The sequence below is a fragment of the Sphingomonas sp. genome, assembly GCF_042096255.1.
Classification (GTDB): domain Bacteria; phylum Pseudomonadota; class Alphaproteobacteria; order Sphingomonadales; family Sphingomonadaceae; genus Sphingomonas.
Genome location: NZ_JBELLZ010000015.1, coordinates 1 through 14,573, shown reverse-complemented (window position 1 = coordinate 14,573; position 14,573 = coordinate 1). Strand labels below are relative to the sequence as shown.

Genomic DNA, 14,573 nt, shown 5'->3' with positions numbered 1-14,573 from the left:
CGCGGGGGCTAGTCGGCACGCCGCCGCGCGTCAACGAGCGGGTGGCGGGTGTTGACCAGCTCGACCAGCCGGCTGGCGTCGACATGGGTGTAGATTTCGGTGGTGGCGATGTCCGAATGGCCCAGCATCGCCTGGAGCGCACGCAGGTCCGCGCCGCCCTCCAGCAGGTGGGTGGCGAAGGCGTGGCGCAGCACGTGCGGCGAAACCCGCTCGGGCGGCACGCCGGCCTCCGCCGCCAGCGCCTTGACCAGCTGATAGAGCCGGATGCGGCTGAGATGCGCTTTGCCGGAGGGGAACAGCCACGCGCCCTCGGGCAGATGCGCGCGCCACGCCGCCACCGCCGCGCGCGCGCGATCGGAGATTGGCACCAGCCGCTCCTTGTCGCCCTTGCCGCGCAGAATCAGAAAGGGCTGGTCAGGCCGCACCGCCGCCCGCGGTAGCGACACCAGCTCGCTGGCGCGCAGGCCCGAGCCGTAGAGCAGCTCCACCAGCGCGGCGAGGCGCAGGTCCGCGGGGGCGACCGGATCGCGGGAAAGGCGCGCGGCAATGGCGGCGAAGATGCGATCGACCGCATCATGATCGAGCGTCTTGGGCAGCGCACGGCGCGTGCCCGGGCGGGGCAGCGCCGCCGAAGGATCGTCCGCCCGCAGCCCCTCCTCCGCCAGGAAGCCGAAGAACCGCCGCAGCGCCGCCGCCTTGCGCGCGACGGTGCTGGCGGACAGATCGCGCCAGTCGTGCGCGACCGCCCCGATCAGCGCCACGTCCGCCTCGGCCAGCCGCCCGCCCGCGACCGCAGAGGCGAGCATGAGGTCGCTGCGATAGGCCGCGACCGTGTTGCGCGCCGCGCCCGCCTCGGCCGCCATCATCTCCAGGAAGCGGTCGATCAGCGCCGCGTCGCTCATCGCGCGCGTGTGATCGCCTCGACCGCGATCATCCGCGCCTCGCCGGCTAGACCCACCGCGCTCAGCGCGCCGACGATACGATAGAGCGCCTCGGGCGGGATGCCGCGCCAGTCGGGCGCCTGCATGCCGATCGCGGCGAGCAGCAGCACCGTGCCCGGCTGACGCTCGGCGGCGGCGCGGTCGATCGCGCGCGTCCAGGCATTCTCCACGCCGATCCGCACCTCCAGCGATTCGGCGGCGCGCTCGACATCCGAGGACGAGAGGCGACCGAGCCCAGCCAGCCCGGCGAAGAACAGCCGCTGCTTGCGCGCGTCGCCACGATAGCCAGAGACGGCATTGCTGCCGAGCCGCCCGCCGTCCGGATCGGCAAGCGTCAGCATCGCCCAGGCGTCCGATCCATCCGCCACCGTGCCGCGCCAGCGCAGCGCCGTCCGGTCGAGCCCTGCGGAAAGCATCGAGGCGACCAGCCGGTCGGGATCATCATAGTCGCCCGCCACCGGGATGCGTGCTGCAGCGCGTGCGGTGAGGATCAGACGGGCATAGCGCGCCGCCTCGCCCTGCCCGCCATCCCACAGGGTGCGCAGCGCATCGTGCCGGGTGGCGCGATCGGCGCCGACATAAGCGCCGCGCAGGTCGGTCGCGACCGCGGCCAGCGCGGAGGGTGCCTCGTCCAGCCCGTCGAGCGCGCCATACAGGTCCACCAGTGCCGCGCTGGACAGCAGGCCCATCGCCGCCGCTTGCTCGCCCGCTGCCGCGCGCTCAGCCAGCGGCACCGCCGGCGCAAGCGCGCGCCAGCCCGCCACCTGCGGTCCGACCGTGCGGTAGAGCTCGTCCGGCACGGTGACGCCGGTGGCTGTGGCGAGGCCCCAGCGCCAGCTGGTCAGCTGCACCACCGGTTCCCACTCGATCGTCACCGCCTGGCGGCTGTTGATGCCTGCGCCGACCACCTTCTCGGCGAGCTGATAGTCGATCCCGCTCGCCACCCGCCGCCGCCGCGCCGCGGTGAGCAGCTGGCGCGCCTCTCCGGAAGGGCCCGCAAGGCCGGAGCACATCGCCTGCGCCATCACCCAGCCCGGCTCGGCTGAGGCGGCGAGCGCGCCGGGGACCGCCGGGCACAAGCCCGCGGGGTCGCCGGTCGCCAGCATCGCCTGCATCCACAGCTGGCGCAGCTTGGGCGTCATGTTCTCCAGGTCTACCGACTGGACCACGCCGCGCGCGGACACCGATTCGCCCATGCGCAGCAGCAGCCAGGCGCGCTCGGCGGCGAAATCGGCGCCGTTGACCCCGGCGGGCGTGTCGACCGGCGCCACCAGCAGGCGGCGCAGCGCGATCGACAGCCAGCGCGACGGCAGCGGCGCGGCGGTGCGGCGCATCAGACCTTCCAGCCAGCGCCCGTCCGCGCTGCCGAATGCGTCCGTCGGCAGCGCCGCATCGCTCGCCAGCCCGACCCGGTCGAGCGAGCGCCGCGCATAGGCTGGCATCTCATATTCGCGCATCTCGGCAGGATCGATCGGCGAGGGCGAGGCGCTGGGCGTCGGACTGGGCGAGGCCGACGGCGCCGGTGTCGGCGCGCCTGCCGGCACGGCCGGCGCAGAGGCGCCCGGCTGCGTCGTCGGCGCAGGCGCGGGCGCCGGCGCCGGCGCCGGCGTCACCGGATCGTTGAAGCCCGGCGGCAGCAAGGATTCCGGCGCCTGGTCCTGCGCGATCGCGGCAGCGCCGGCGAGCAGCGCGGCGACCGCCGCAAGGGCCTTAGTTCGCAAGGTTGCCGATCTCGACCGGCGTTTCGACGCGGGTCTGCGGCCGCTCCTTGGCCATGCTGCCCAGCACGAAGAGGATGCCGATCACCACGACCACGAGGACGACAAGCGAGACGAGGAGGCGGGACATGGCGGATCCTGGCGTGATACGAACGGGGACCGCGGCAGCTATGGCGGCCGGGGCCCTGCGCTGTATAGCGCCGGAAGAGATGTTGCAAAGCCGCCCTTCCCTACCCGTCGACCGGACGCGCTGGACCGGCCAGCCGATCGTGCTGGTCGGGTTGATGGGGGTGGGCAAGTCCACGGTCGGGCGGCGCCTCGCCGCCAAGCTGTCGCTGCCCTTCGTCGACGCCGACACCGAGATCGAGGATGCGGCGGGCATGACCATCGCCGAAATCTTCGACGCTTATGGCGAGCCCTATTTCCGCGCCGGCGAGCGCCGGGTGATCGCGCGGCTGATGGACGGCAGCCCCAAGGTGATCGCCACCGGCGGCGGCGCCTTCATCAACGACGAGACGCGGCAGACGGTGCTCGAGAACGGTCTCGCTATCTGGCTCGATGCGCCCATCGAGGTGCTGGTCGACCGCGTGCGCCGGCGCGACACCCGTCCGCTGCTGCGCGGGCGCGATCCCGGCGAGGTGCTGCGGGACCTCGCCGCGGCACGCAACCCGATCTACGCGCTCGCGCCGATCCGGGTGGAAAGCAATCATACGCCGCACGACGTGACCGTGCGCGCAATCCTGGAGGCGATCGGCAGGTGACGGTGCTGACGGTGGCGCTCGGTGCGCGCAGCTATGACGTGCGGATCGAGGCGGGGCTGCTCGCGCGCGCCGGCGACGTGGTGGCAGCGCTGGCCAAGGGGCGCCCGGTGCCGATCGTCGCCGACGAGAATGTCGCGCCGCATCTCGCCACCCTCGCCCGGTCGCTCGCCGATGCGGGCGTCGCCAGCGAGGCTTTGGTGCTGCCGGCCGGCGAAGGCACGAAGAGCTGGGCGATGCTGGAGCGGACGGTGGACTGGCTGCTCGCGCAGGGGGTCGAGCGCTCGGACCATGTGATCGCGCTTGGCGGCGGGGTGATCGGCGATCTCGTCGGCTTCGCATGCAGCGTGATGAAGCGCGGGTGCCGCTTCATCCAGGTGCCGACCACGCTCCTCTCGCAGGTCGATTCGTCAGTGGGCGGCAAGACCGGGATCAACGCGCGCGCCGGCAAGAACCTGGTCGGCGCCTTCCACCAGCCCGCCTTGGTGCTGATCGACCCCGACGTGCTCGATACCCTGCCCTTGCGACAGGTCCGCGCCGGCTATGCCGAGGTGGTCAAGTACGGGCTGATCGACGACCTCGACTTCTTCGCCTGGTGCGAGGCGAACGGCGCGGCGCTGCTGGCGGGCGATCCTGCGGCGCGCGAGTACGCGATCGCGCATTCGGTGGCGGCCAAGGCGCGGATCGTGGCGGAGGACGAGTTCGAGACGACGGGCAAGCGCGCTTTGCTCAACCTGGGTCATACCTTCGGCCATGCGCTGGAGGCGGAGGCAGGCTTCTCGGACCGGCTGCTTCACGGCGAAGCGGTTGCGGCGGGGTGCGGGCTGGCGTTCGATTATTCGGCGCAGGCGGGCCTATGCGCCGGCGACGACGCGGCGCGGGTGCGCGCGCATTGGCGGGCGAGCGGCCTGCCGGACGGGCTCGCCGCCTCGGGTGTGGCCGCCTCCCCTGCCCGGCTGGTCGAGCACATGCGCCACGACAAGAAGGCTAGCGGCGGTCGAATCCCGTTCCTGCTCGCGCGCGGCATCGGCCGGACTTATCTTGATCGCGATGTCGACCTGAGTGAGGTCGAACGCTTCCTTGACTCCCAACCGCACTGATGCCCAACGGCGTCCGCAAGCAGGACCTGCCGAGCAAGACCTGCCCGGCGTGCGAGCGCCCGTTCACCTGGCGGAAGAAATGGGCGCGCGACTGGGACGCGGTGGTCTATTGCTCGGACACCTGCCGGAAGAAGCGGTGAAGCGTCTCCATTTCCCTCTCTCTTGATGGGAGAGGGAGGGGCCCGCTCGGCGCAGCCGAGTGGGAGGGTGAGGGTGACGTCACCTCGCGCGCCGCGATCGCTGCTCACCCTCATCCTTCCATCAAGGGAGAAGGGTAAGTCACACATGCAGGTTCCGCGAAGTGACAATCGCCAGAAAAGCCCGAATACAAATTGCTGTCCTACAAGGCGAATCGCCGCTATAGTGACCATTGCTCTTTCCACTGTAGAACGACCGCCACACCGCTTGCCGCGATGCGGCCGACGCATGCTTCACCCAAGCCGCCTCCAGTGCAACAAGACAGCGTCTATGGTGTCAACTTAGTGTCAACTTTCGCCGCTACGCGCGCACGCCCAGCCACGCCAGCCACAGCCAGCCCGCGATCAGCAAAGTCCCTCCGATCGGCGTGATCGCGCCTAGCCAGCGCGGCAGGCCCAGCGCCATCAGGTAGAGCGTCCCCGCGAACACCGCCGCGCCGAGCACGAACAGCCACGCCGGCCCCCGCGCCTCCATCCGCAGCGCCACCAGCGCCGCCACGGCATGAACCAGCTGATACTGCCCGCCCGTCCGAAGCCACTCCTGCGCCGCGCCGCTCGCGCCATGCGCGCCGAACGCCCCCGCGCCCACCGCCATCGCGCCCGAAAGCGCCGCCAGCACCATCAGCACGTTCACCGGTCATTCCCCCATGGCTGCTGCTCAGCCACCAGAGCGCGGGCGGCGCGGATGTCGCCGGCTTCCACCTGGATGCGCAGCCGCTCCTTGTCGCGCGCGCGATACATCTCCTCGGAACGGTCGATCTCCGCTTCGGAGATGCCGAGACCCTGCATCGCCAGCCGCGCCATCTTGACCGCCGATTCGAGGACCTCGCGCACCACGAACTTGGCCGGGCTGCCTTTCAGCCGCACCAGCGCACGCCGGTCGAACGCACGGACGTAGATCGCCGCCTGTGGGAACGCCTCGTGCACGCCTTCCAGCACCTCCGTGGTGATCTGGTCGCCATCGATGCAGAACAGGATCAGCTCCGCCTCGCCTGCACCCGCCTGGCGCAGCAGGTCCAGCCGGGTGCCGTCGCCATAATAGACCTTGGCGCCGAACTCGCCGGCGATGTCGATCATCTCGATGTCGGTGTCGATCAGCGTGACGGGAATGTCCTGGGTCAGCAGCATCTGCCCCACCGTCTGGCCGAAGCGGCCATAGCCGACGATGATCGCATTGGCTCCGTCCGCTCTCGGCCCGTCGCGCTCCTCGGCAACGATCGGCGCCTCGCGGAAGCGGCGGGTCAGCCCCATCAGGAACGGCGTGGTCGCCATCGACAGGGTAATGATCGCGCCGAAGATCGACGCCGCCTCCTGCCCGATCAGCAGCGATCCGGTCGCCTGCGCGAACAGCACGAAGCCGAACTCGCCGCCCTGGCTGAGCAGCACGCCCAAAGCGAGCGCGGCGCGCCAGCCCATGCGGAAGGCGAGCCCGAGCAGGAAGATCACCAAAGTCTTGGTGCCGATCAGCGCCAGCGCCATGGAGACCACGAACAGCGGCCGCTCGGCGATCGCCGACAGGTTGAGCAGCATGCCGATCGACAGGAAGAACAGGCCAAGCAGGATCGATCGGAACGGCTCGACATCCGCCTCCAGCTCGTGCCGGTAGGGTGAATCGGCGAGCATCACGCCCGCGATGAACGCACCCAGCGCGGTGGACAGGCCCACCGCCTCCATCAGCGCGGCGCTTGCAATCACTGTGAACAGCGCGGCGAAGACGAACATCTCGCGCTCGCCAAGATTGCCGATGCCGCGGAACAGCGGCCGGATGACGAAGCGGCCGGCGGCGATCAGCCCGGCAACCGCAGCGACCGTGTAGAGGACCAGCAGCCACCCGCCCGGCCCCGCCTGGTCCGCCGGGTTGCGGCTCATCGCGGCGATGATCGTCACCAGCGGAATGATCGATAGGTCCTGAAACAGCAGGATCGAGAAGGCGCGCTCCCCGAACGGCGTGCGAAGCCGGCCGGAGGATTGCAGCAGCGGCAGGACCTGCGCGGTCGAGGACAGCGCCAGCGGTAGCCCCAGCGCGACCGAAGCGGGGGCCGAGAAGCCGACCGCGAAATGGAGGATCGCGGCAATCGGGATACCGCACAGCACGACCTGGAGCAGGCCGAGCCCAAAGATGTCCTCCTTCAGCCGCCACAGTCGCGACGGGTTCAGTTCCAACCCGACGATGAAGAGGAGGAGCGTGATGCCGAGTTCGGCAATGCCCATCTTCGATTCGGCATCGCCGACCAGTCCCAGCACCTGCGGGCCAACCACCGCGCCGGCGACGAGATAGCCCAGCGTCGCGCCCAGGCCGAGCCGGCGGAAGAGCAGCACGAAGCCGAGGCCCGCGCCGAGCAGGATAAACCCGTCGCGCAACAGCGAACCGGCGTGGCCGGCCTCATGCATGCGCGTGCTGCCGGGCGTCGGCCGCCGCTTCGGCCGCCGCTTCGAAGGCGAGGCGGATCGATGGGTGTCGCGCGGTGAAGTCGAGCGCGGGGGCGAAGACCGCGAGGCCGGGCCAGTCAGGCGCGTCCCCCTCCCGCGCAAGCCAGCGGGTCAGCGCGTCGCGGGTGGCGGCGAGCTCCTCCGGAGTGCGGCCGACGATATGGCTCGCCAGTAGCGAGGCGGAGGCCTGGCCGAGCGCGCAGGCGCGGACCAGCAGGCCGACCTCTTCGACGGTGCCGTCCGACGCCAGCGCCACGTCCACCGTCACGCGGCTGCCGCAGATCGGCGAGCGCTTCTCGGACGAGGCGTGCGGCGCCGCCAGCCGCTCGTGGTGCGGGATGGAGGTGGCGAGACGGAGAATCTCGGCATTGTAGAGCGGTTCGGTCACGTAACGACACTTAGGCGCAAGGTGCGCGAGAGGCGACCCCCTCGCGGCTATCGTGCGCCCTAGCTGGCGTTGCTGGCCGCGGCAGGCTCACGCGGTCCGAACACCGGCTGGCCGCGGCGACGGCGGTCGGCGAAGTCGGCGATCGCCGCCGAGGTGGTGTTGAGCAGCGGATAGGTGCGGCTGCGCGTCAGCCATTCCGGGCGCCGCTGCGGCCCGCCGCGGACCAGATCGAGCACCAGAACCAGCAAGAGGAAGGCGAGGCTCGCCAGGATCAGCCCCTTGAGCGCGCCGAAGCCGAAGCCGAGCCCGCGGTCGACCGGGCCCAGCACTGACTTGCGCGTCCGCGAGCCCACCGCATTGGCCACCATCCGTCCCGCAAAGTAGGTTACGCCGCCCAGCAGCGCGAGCGACAGCACCGCGGCGCCCGATGGGGTGCCGACGATGCCGGTAAGCACACGGGATAATGGCAGGTGACCGAATTTGACGGCAAACACCACCGCCATCCAGGCGAACAGCGCCAGCACCTCATAAACGAAGCCGCGCTTGAGCCCGAGCAGCGCCGCACCGCCGACGAAGAGCAGCACCGAGATATCGAGGGCGGTCAGGTTCATGGGCGGAACGGCTATCCCCGACCCAGCAGATGATCAACCAGCCGCCCCAGATTGGCGAAGCCGGCGAGGCGTAGCCCCTCCCCGCTAGCCATCGCCGCCGGCACCAAAGCGCGCTCGAAGCCGAGCTTGCCGGCTTCCTTCAGCCGCAGCGCGCCGTGCGCGACGGGGCGGACCTCACCGGAGAGCGCGATCTCGCCAAAGGCGACCGCATCGGCCGGCACCGGGCGCTCGGACAAGGCGGAGACCAGCGCGGCGGCGACTGCGAGGTCGGCGGCCGGGTCCTGGACGCGATAGCCGCCCGCGACATTGAGATAGACCTCTGCGGAGGAGAAGCTGAGCCCGCAGCGCGCCTCCAGCACCGCGAGGATCATCGCCAGCCGCCCGCTGTCCCATCCCACCACCGCGCGCCGCGGCGTCGCGCCGCTGGCGAGGCGGACGACCAAAGCCTGGATCTCCACCAGCACCGGGCGGGTGCCCTCCAGCGCCGGAAACACGGTGGTGCCGGTGACGCTATCGTCTCGCTGGGTGAGGAATAGCGCGGACGGGTTGGAGACCTCGGCCAATCCTTCGGTCTGCATGGCGAAGACGCCGATCTCGTCGGTGCCGCCGAAGCGGTTCTTGATCGCGCGCAGGATGCGATATTGATGGCTCCGCTCGCCCTCGAAGGCGAGCACCGTGTCGACCATATGCTCCAGCACGCGCGGGCCGGCGATGGTGCCGTCCTTGGTGACATGGCCGACCAGCACCAAGGCGGTGCCGCGCTCCTTGGCGAAGCGGATCAGCTCCTGCGAGGAGGCGCGGACCTGGCTCACCGTGCCCGGTGCTCCCTCGATCAGGTCCGAATGCATGGTCTGGATCGAATCGATGATCAGCAGCGCGGGCGGGCGGGTGGCGGACAGCGTGGTCAGGATGTCGCGCACCGACGTGGCGGCGGCGAGTTGGACCGGCGCGTTACCGAGGCCGAGGCGGCGGGCACGTAGCCGGACCTGGTCGGCAGCCTCCTCGCCCGAGACATAGGCGACGCCGTGCCCGGCCAGCGCCATCTTGGCGGCGGCCTGGAGCAGCAGCGTGGACTTGCCGATGCCGGGATCGCCGCCGATCAGCGTCGCCGACCCCTCGACGAAGCCGCCGCCCAGCGCCCGGTCCAGCTCAGCTATTCCGGTGGCGAGGCGGGGAGGAAGCTCCACCTCGGCGTCCAGCCCGACGAGCTGGAAGGCGCGTCCGCCGCCCTGGAGGTTGTGCTTGGCCTGGAACGGCGTGACCACCGCAGGCGCCTCTTCCACCAGCGTGTTCCATTCGGTGCAGTCGGTGCACTGCCCCTGCCAGCGGGACGACACCGAGCCGCAGGACTGACAGACGTAGCGCTTCTGGAGCTTTGCCATGCCATCACCCTATCAGAACCGGAACGGGAGGGGAACAGGGAGGCCACACCCTCAGTGACGTTGATGTCCCGTTAACCCTGATCTTGCCTTGCCACACGAAACACTTCGCCAGTTCCGCTCGTTGCCGGGCAGCATTTCAGGAGATGGTCTATGTCCATGCACGAGACTTCGAAGCTCGACGACCTCATCGTCACCACGATCGACAGCGTTCGCGGCTATGAGCAGGCGGCGGAGCATGCCGATGCCGGCACCCATGCCGCCTTCTTCCGCAGCATGGCGGAAGAGCGCCGCGCGGTAGTCGCCGCTTTGCAGGCCGAGGTGACCCGGCTGGGCGGAGCGCCCAATGACTTCGGCTCCCTCGCCGGCACCGTGTTCCGGCGCTGGGAAGATCTGCGCCATGCGCTGGGCGGCGGCGAGAAGGCGATTGCAGAGAGCGTGCGGCGCGGCGAGGATTATCTGAAGGAAGAGTTCGACCGGGTGCTTCGCGACGAGCGCATGTCGCCGGAAACTGCCGCGGTGGTCCGTGACGCCTATGCCTCGGTGCAGCGCGGATATGAGCAGGCGCAGGCGCGGCTGCACGCCGAGCAGGCGGCCTGACCCACGGGTCTGCGCATCCTCAAGCGGGGATGCGCAGACCACGCTGTACCGCCGGCCGGGCAAGACCGCGTTCGAGCCAGGCGGCGACGTTGTGGTGCTGGTCGAAGCCGACCAGCTCGCCGGCGCCATAGAAGTTGACCAGGCCGTTGACCCAGCCGAGCATCGAGACGTCGGCGATCGAATAATCGCCTAGAAACCAGTCGCGACCGTCGAGCGCGCGATCCATGACGCCGAGCAGACGCTTCGCCTCGTCGGCGTAGCGGTCCCGCGGGCGCTTGTCCTCCCAGTCCTTGCCGGCGAACTTCACGAAGAAGCCGAGCTGGCCGAACATCGGGCCGACCCCGCCCATCTGGAACATCACCCATTGCAGCGCATGAAGGCGCTCCACAGGATCGGCGGGGATCAGCTGCCCCGTCTTCTCGGCGAGATAGACGAGGATCGCACCGCTCTCGAACAGTGCCAGCGGCTTGCCGCCGGGGCCATCGGGATCGAGAATCGCGGGGATCTTGCCATTGGGGTTGAGCGACAGGAAGGCGTCCGACTTCTGGTCGTTCTGGCCGAAGTCCACCTTATGGACTTCATATGGCAGGCCGATCTCCTCCAGCATGATCGAGACCTTGACGCCATTGGGCGTCGGCAGGCCGTAATATTGCAGCCGGTCAGGGTGTAGCGGCGGCCATTTGGCGGTGATGGGGAAGTCGCCGAGGTTGGTCATGCTGCTGCCTTCGCCTCCTCCAATGCGGTCTTGACCGCGGCGAGCGCATCGGCGGCCTTGTCGCCATCAGGCCCGCCGCCCTGCGCCATGTCCGGCCGGCCGCCGCCGCCTTGCCCGCCGACCGCGGCGACGGCCTGCTTGACCAGTTCGACCGCGCTGAAGGTGGCGACCAGATCGTCGGTGACGCCGACCGCCACGGTGGCGCGGCCGTCGTTGACGGCGACGAGCGCCGCGATGCCGGAGCCGAGCCGCTTCTTAGCATCGTCAACTGCACCGCGCAGGCCCTTCGACTCGAAGCCTTCGAGCACGCGGCCCTCGAAGGCGACGCCGCCAACCGTCTCGGGACCGGCGGGCGCCGCCCCTGCCCCGCCGCCAAGTGCCAGCGCCTTCTTGACCTCGGCAAGCTCGCGCTCCAGCCGGCGGCGTTCTTCCAGCAGCGAGACGACGCGGGCGGGAACCTCGTCGGGCGTCGCCTTCAGCGCCGCTGCGGCCTCGCGCAGTTTGTCGTCGCGGCCGACCAGATAGGCGCGCGCCGCCTCGCCGGTGAGCGCCTCGACGCGGCGGACGCCACTCGACACCGCGCCCTCGCCCACCACCTTGAACAGGCCGATATCGCCAAGCGCGGAAACGTGCGTGCCGCCGCACAGCTCGATCGAATAGGTACGGCCGCCATCTTCGGTGCCCATGGAGACGACGCGGACCTCATCGCCATACTTTTCGCCGAACAGCGCCATCGCGCCCTCGGCGATCGCCTCGTCCGGGGTCATCAGCCGGGTGGTGACCGCGCCGTTCTGCCGGATCATCGCATTGACCGCCGCCTCGGCATCGGCGAGCTCGGCCGGGCTCATGGCGGTCGGGTGCGAGACGTCGAAGCGCAGCCGCTCGGGGGCGACCAGCGAGCCTTTCTGCGCGACATGCGTGCCGAGCCGCTGGCGCAGCGCCTCGTGCAGCAGGTGGGTGGCGGAGTGGTTGGCGCGAATCGCGGCACGACGCTGGACGTCGATGGCGAGCTTGACCGTGTCGCCGACCTTGATCGCGCCCTTGTCGATCCGGGCATGGTGGACCCAGAGCTTGCCGAGCTGCTTGGAGGTGTCGGTCACCTCGGCAGCGAGCGCGTCGCCGGTGATGGTACCGGCATCGCCGACCTGCCCGCCGCTCTCGCCATAGAAAGGCGTCTGATTGACGATCACGTCAACCTGCTCGCCGGCGGCCGCGCTGTCGACGCGGCGGCCGTCCTTGACCAGCGCCAGAACAACGCCTTCGCCGCTGTCACTGGTATAGCCGGTGAACTCGGTGGCGCCGACTTCCTCGGCGAGGTCGAACCACAGTTCGTCCGAGGCCTTGGCGCCGGAGCCCTTCCAGGCGGCGCGGGCGGCGCGCTTCTGCTCGGCCATGGCGGCATCGAAACCGGCGCGGTCGACCTTGAAATGCTGCGTGCGCAGCGCGTCCTCGGTCAGGTCGTAGGGGAAACCGTAGGTATCGTAGAGGCGGAAGGCGGTCTCGCCCGGCAAGGTGGCGCCCGCGGTCATGCCGGCGGTCGCCTCGTCGAGGAGCTTCAGCCCCTTGTCGAGCGTCTGGCGGAAGCGGGTTTCCTCCTGGCGGAGCGTCGCCTCGATCAGCGGCTGGGCGCGGAGCAGCTCTGGGTAGGCCGCGCCCATCTCGGCGATCAGCGCGGGGACCAGCCGGTGCATCAGCGGCTCCTTGGCGCCGAGCAGATGGGCGTGGCGCATCGCGCGGCGCATGATCCGTCGGAGGACATAGCCGCGGCCCTCATTGGCGGGCAGCACGCCGTCCGCGACGAGGAAGCCGGAGGTGCGCAGGTGATCGGCGATGACGCGGTGCGACGCCTTCATCTCGCCATCGGGCGAGACATGGGTCAGCGCGGCGGAGGCCTCGATCAACGCCCGGAACGTGTCGGTATCGTAGTTATCGTGCTTGCCCTGGAGGACCGCAGCGACCCGCTCCAGCCCCATGCCGGTGTCGATCGACGGGCGCGGCAGGTCGCCGACGATCTGGTCGGCCTCCTGCACGAACTGCATGAAGACGAGATTCCAGATCTCGATGAAACGATCGCCATCCTCATCCGCGCTGCCGGGAGGCCCGCCTGCGATGTGGTCGCCATGGTCGAAGAAGATTTCCGAGCACGGGCCGCAGGGGCCGTCCGAGCCCATCACCCAGAAATTATCCTTGGTGGCGATGCGGATGATACGGTGATCGGGCAGGCCGGCAATCTTCTTCCACAGGTCGAACGCCTGACCGTCGGTGTGATAGACGGTGGCGAGCAGCTTGTCGGCCGGCAGGCCCCACTCCTTGGTCAGCAGGGTCCACGCGTGGGTGATCGCCTGTTCCTTGAAATAATCGCCGAACGAGAAGTTGCCGAGCATCTCGAAGAAGGTGTGATGCCGCGCGGTATAGCCGACATTGTCGAGATCGTTGTGCTTGCCGCCGGCGCGGACGCACTTCTGCGAGGATGTGGCGGTGCTGTACGGGCGCGATTCCAGCCCGGTGAACACGTTCTTGAACGGCACCATCCCGGCGTTGACGAACATCAAGGTCGGATCGTTTTGCGGCACCAGCGGCGCCGAGGGCACGATCGTGTGGCCGTTGGCCCCGAAGTAATCGAGGAAGCTGCGGCGGATGTCGTTCGTCGAGATCATGGCGTGCGACTTAATGGCGTGCGGGGGCGGTGGCTAGCGGGGTTGCGCCACTCGTGCGCACCGGGACGAATTGAGGCGGTTTAGGCGCTGACGCGACTTGATCGGCCGATGCGCCGGAGGGGGGACACGGGCGCGCCACTGACGCGGCAGGAGCTGAGGCGATCTGCTGATCCTGGAACATCATGCGAACGAGTCTAGCACCGGAGCAACGCTGTAGGACAGCGGCACGCGCGTCACTGGACACGCCGCAGTCCTGGCGCCAGACCTGACACCGGAGGTTGCGCGATGAACCCCTTTCCTCACGGTACGGTGCACCAAGCACCCGAGGACCTACAAGCGGCGGTGCGCGCGAGCCCGGACCTGCTGCGGCTGTGGGAGGGGCTGACCCCGCTGGGCCGCAACGAGTTCATCTGCTGGGTGGAGGATGCCAAACAGCCGGCGACGCGGGCCCGCCGGGTCGTTCGCACGGCCGAAGAGCTGATCGAAGGAAAGAAGCGCCCGTGCTGCTGGGCGGGCTGCATCCACCGCACGGACAAGGCGCCGGGCAAATGGCAGCAGGCGGTGCTGGTGGAGGGCCGGCGCAAGCGTGGCGCGTGAGGCGATTGCCCGTATTGATAACTGTTGATAGTTCTGCGCTATGATCAGTGCCGACCTGGGAGCGCCGCTGGAGGCGTTCGTCGCCGAGCTCGTGAAGACGGGCCGCTACAACTCGAAAAGCGAGGTGCTGCGCGAGGGCGTGCGCCTGGTGCAGGATCGTGAGGCGCGACTGGCGGCCGTTTATGAGGCGATCGACCGCGGGATCGCCTCTGCCGAGGCAGGGCGGACGAAGCCAGCAGACGAAGTGTTCGACAGGCTTGAAGCGAAGTATCGCGCGATGGCCGCCGCCACAAAGTGAACGTCCACGACGCACAGGACTACATGGCGGCCCTCTTCCCCAACCCGTCCTAAACCGGAGCGTTCAGCGACGTTGGCGGCGTGCTGAACCATTGCGGCCCGTGCTCCGTCACGTGGAAGCAATCCTCCAGCCGTACGCCGAAGCGGCCGGGGAGGTAGAGGCCGGGCTCGTTCGAGAAGCACAT

At 69.5% G+C, this 14,573-nt stretch carries 17 protein-coding genes; 6 read left to right on the top strand and 11 right to left on the bottom strand.

The genetic code is table 11. The features are described 5' to 3' along the window. Window positions 1-8 precede the first annotated feature (8 nt). From ACFDTH_RS04840 to ACFDTH_RS04830, 3 genes are read right to left on the bottom strand one after another with little or no spacing between them, the layout of a single operon-like run. The gene (locus ACFDTH_RS04840; RefSeq protein WP_375286376.1) at window positions 9-902 is read right to left on the bottom strand and encodes a tyrosine recombinase; all 894 of its coding nucleotides are present in this window, start codon (window positions 900-902) and stop codon (window positions 9-11) included. Further along, complete coding sequence (locus ACFDTH_RS04835; protein ID WP_375286375.1) at window positions 899-2,662, bottom strand: hypothetical protein; 1,764 nt, start codon at window positions 2,660-2,662, stop codon at window positions 899-901. The genes ACFDTH_RS04840 and ACFDTH_RS04835 overlap by 4 nt, the downstream gene beginning before the upstream one ends. Then, window positions 2,652-2,789 (bottom strand): hypothetical protein, encoded by a 138-nt coding sequence (locus ACFDTH_RS04830; RefSeq protein ID WP_375286374.1) that lies wholly within the window; start codon window positions 2,787-2,789, stop codon window positions 2,652-2,654. The genes ACFDTH_RS04835 and ACFDTH_RS04830 overlap by 11 nt, the downstream gene beginning before the upstream one ends. Before the next feature lie 79 nt (window positions 2,790-2,868). Between ACFDTH_RS04830 and ACFDTH_RS04825 the strand changes: the two genes are divergently transcribed. Genes ACFDTH_RS04825 through ACFDTH_RS04815 form a run of 3 tightly spaced genes read left to right on the top strand, consistent with a single transcriptional unit; the run spans window position 2,869 to window position 4,657 of the window. Further along, window positions 2,869-3,420, top strand: coding sequence for a shikimate kinase (locus tag ACFDTH_RS04825; RefSeq protein ID WP_375286373.1), 552 nt, complete (start codon window positions 2,869-2,871; stop codon window positions 3,418-3,420). Beyond that, window positions 3,417-4,517 carry a 3-dehydroquinate synthase gene (gene aroB, locus ACFDTH_RS04820; RefSeq protein ID WP_375286372.1) on the top strand — a complete coding sequence of 367 codons (1,101 nt, stop codon included), beginning with the start codon at window positions 3,417-3,419 and terminating at the stop codon, window positions 4,515-4,517. The genes ACFDTH_RS04825 and aroB overlap by 4 nt, the downstream gene beginning before the upstream one ends. Then, window positions 4,517-4,657 (top strand): DUF2256 domain-containing protein, encoded by a 141-nt coding sequence (locus ACFDTH_RS04815; RefSeq protein ID WP_375286371.1) that lies wholly within the window; start codon window positions 4,517-4,519, stop codon window positions 4,655-4,657. The genes aroB and ACFDTH_RS04815 overlap by 1 nt, the downstream gene beginning before the upstream one ends. A gap of 358 nt (window positions 4,658-5,015) precedes the next feature. Here ACFDTH_RS04815 and ACFDTH_RS04810 read toward each other — a convergent pair whose 3' ends face one another. From ACFDTH_RS04810 to radA, 5 genes are read right to left on the bottom strand one after another with little or no spacing between them, the layout of a single operon-like run. After that, window positions 5,016-5,336: a DUF423 domain-containing protein gene (locus tag ACFDTH_RS04810; RefSeq protein WP_375286413.1), complete on the bottom strand. Its 321-nt coding sequence runs from the start codon at window positions 5,334-5,336 to the stop codon at window positions 5,016-5,018. Between the two features lie 8 nt (window positions 5,337-5,344). Beyond that, the gene (locus ACFDTH_RS04805) at window positions 5,345-7,105 is read right to left on the bottom strand and encodes a cation:proton antiporter (protein WP_375286370.1); all 1,761 of its coding nucleotides are present in this window, start codon (window positions 7,103-7,105) and stop codon (window positions 5,345-5,347) included. Continuing rightward, a complete protein-coding gene (locus tag ACFDTH_RS04800; RefSeq protein ID WP_375286369.1) occupies window positions 7,098-7,532 on the bottom strand; it encodes an iron-sulfur cluster assembly scaffold protein in 435 nt (144 codons plus the stop codon). Before ACFDTH_RS04800 ends, ACFDTH_RS04805 begins: the two co-directional genes overlap by 8 nt. 59 nt (window positions 7,533-7,591) lie before the next feature. After that, a complete protein-coding gene (locus tag ACFDTH_RS04795) occupies window positions 7,592-8,143 on the bottom strand; it encodes a CvpA family protein (protein WP_375286368.1) in 552 nt (183 codons plus the stop codon). Between the two features lie 11 nt (window positions 8,144-8,154). Further along, window positions 8,155-9,525, bottom strand: coding sequence for a DNA repair protein RadA (gene radA / locus ACFDTH_RS04790; RefSeq protein ID WP_375286367.1), 1,371 nt, complete (start codon window positions 9,523-9,525; stop codon window positions 8,155-8,157). Window positions 9,526-9,681: 156 nt separating this feature from the next. Here radA and ACFDTH_RS04785 point away from each other — a divergent pair, with 156 nt between their 5' ends. Continuing rightward, entirely contained in the window at window positions 9,682-10,122 is a 441-nt protein-coding gene (locus ACFDTH_RS04785; protein ID WP_375286366.1) for a PA2169 family four-helix-bundle protein, read from the top strand. 19 nt (window positions 10,123-10,141) lie between these two features. Here ACFDTH_RS04785 and ACFDTH_RS04780 read toward each other — a convergent pair whose 3' ends face one another. Together ACFDTH_RS04780 and alaS are read right to left on the bottom strand one after the other, a co-directional pair. After that, on the bottom strand, window positions 10,142-10,837 hold the full coding sequence (locus tag ACFDTH_RS04780; RefSeq protein WP_375286365.1) for a glutathione S-transferase family protein: 696 nt from the start codon (window positions 10,835-10,837) through the stop codon (window positions 10,142-10,144). Continuing rightward, complete coding sequence (alaS, locus tag ACFDTH_RS04775) at window positions 10,834-13,494, bottom strand: alanine--tRNA ligase (protein ID WP_375286364.1); 2,661 nt, start codon at window positions 13,492-13,494, stop codon at window positions 10,834-10,836. The genes ACFDTH_RS04780 and alaS overlap by 4 nt, the downstream gene beginning before the upstream one ends. 285 nt (window positions 13,495-13,779) lie before the next feature. On the opposite strand from alaS, the gene ACFDTH_RS04770 reads away from it, so the two are divergent. Both ACFDTH_RS04770 and ACFDTH_RS04765 read left to right on the top strand, forming a co-directional pair. After that, window positions 13,780-14,091 carry a YdeI/OmpD-associated family protein gene (locus tag ACFDTH_RS04770; protein ID WP_375286363.1) on the top strand — a complete coding sequence of 104 codons (312 nt, stop codon included), beginning with the start codon at window positions 13,780-13,782 and terminating at the stop codon, window positions 14,089-14,091. A 40-nt stretch (window positions 14,092-14,131) separates the two neighbouring features. After that, on the top strand, window positions 14,132-14,389 hold the full coding sequence (locus ACFDTH_RS04765) for a type II toxin-antitoxin system ParD family antitoxin (protein ID WP_375286362.1): 258 nt from the start codon (window positions 14,132-14,134) through the stop codon (window positions 14,387-14,389). A 49-nt stretch (window positions 14,390-14,438) separates the two neighbouring features. On the opposite strand, the gene ACFDTH_RS04760 is transcribed toward ACFDTH_RS04765, so the two are convergent. Further along, window positions 14,439-14,573 (bottom strand): M24 family metallopeptidase (locus ACFDTH_RS04760; protein ID WP_375286412.1); only part of this gene is annotated, 135 nt, incomplete at its 5' end.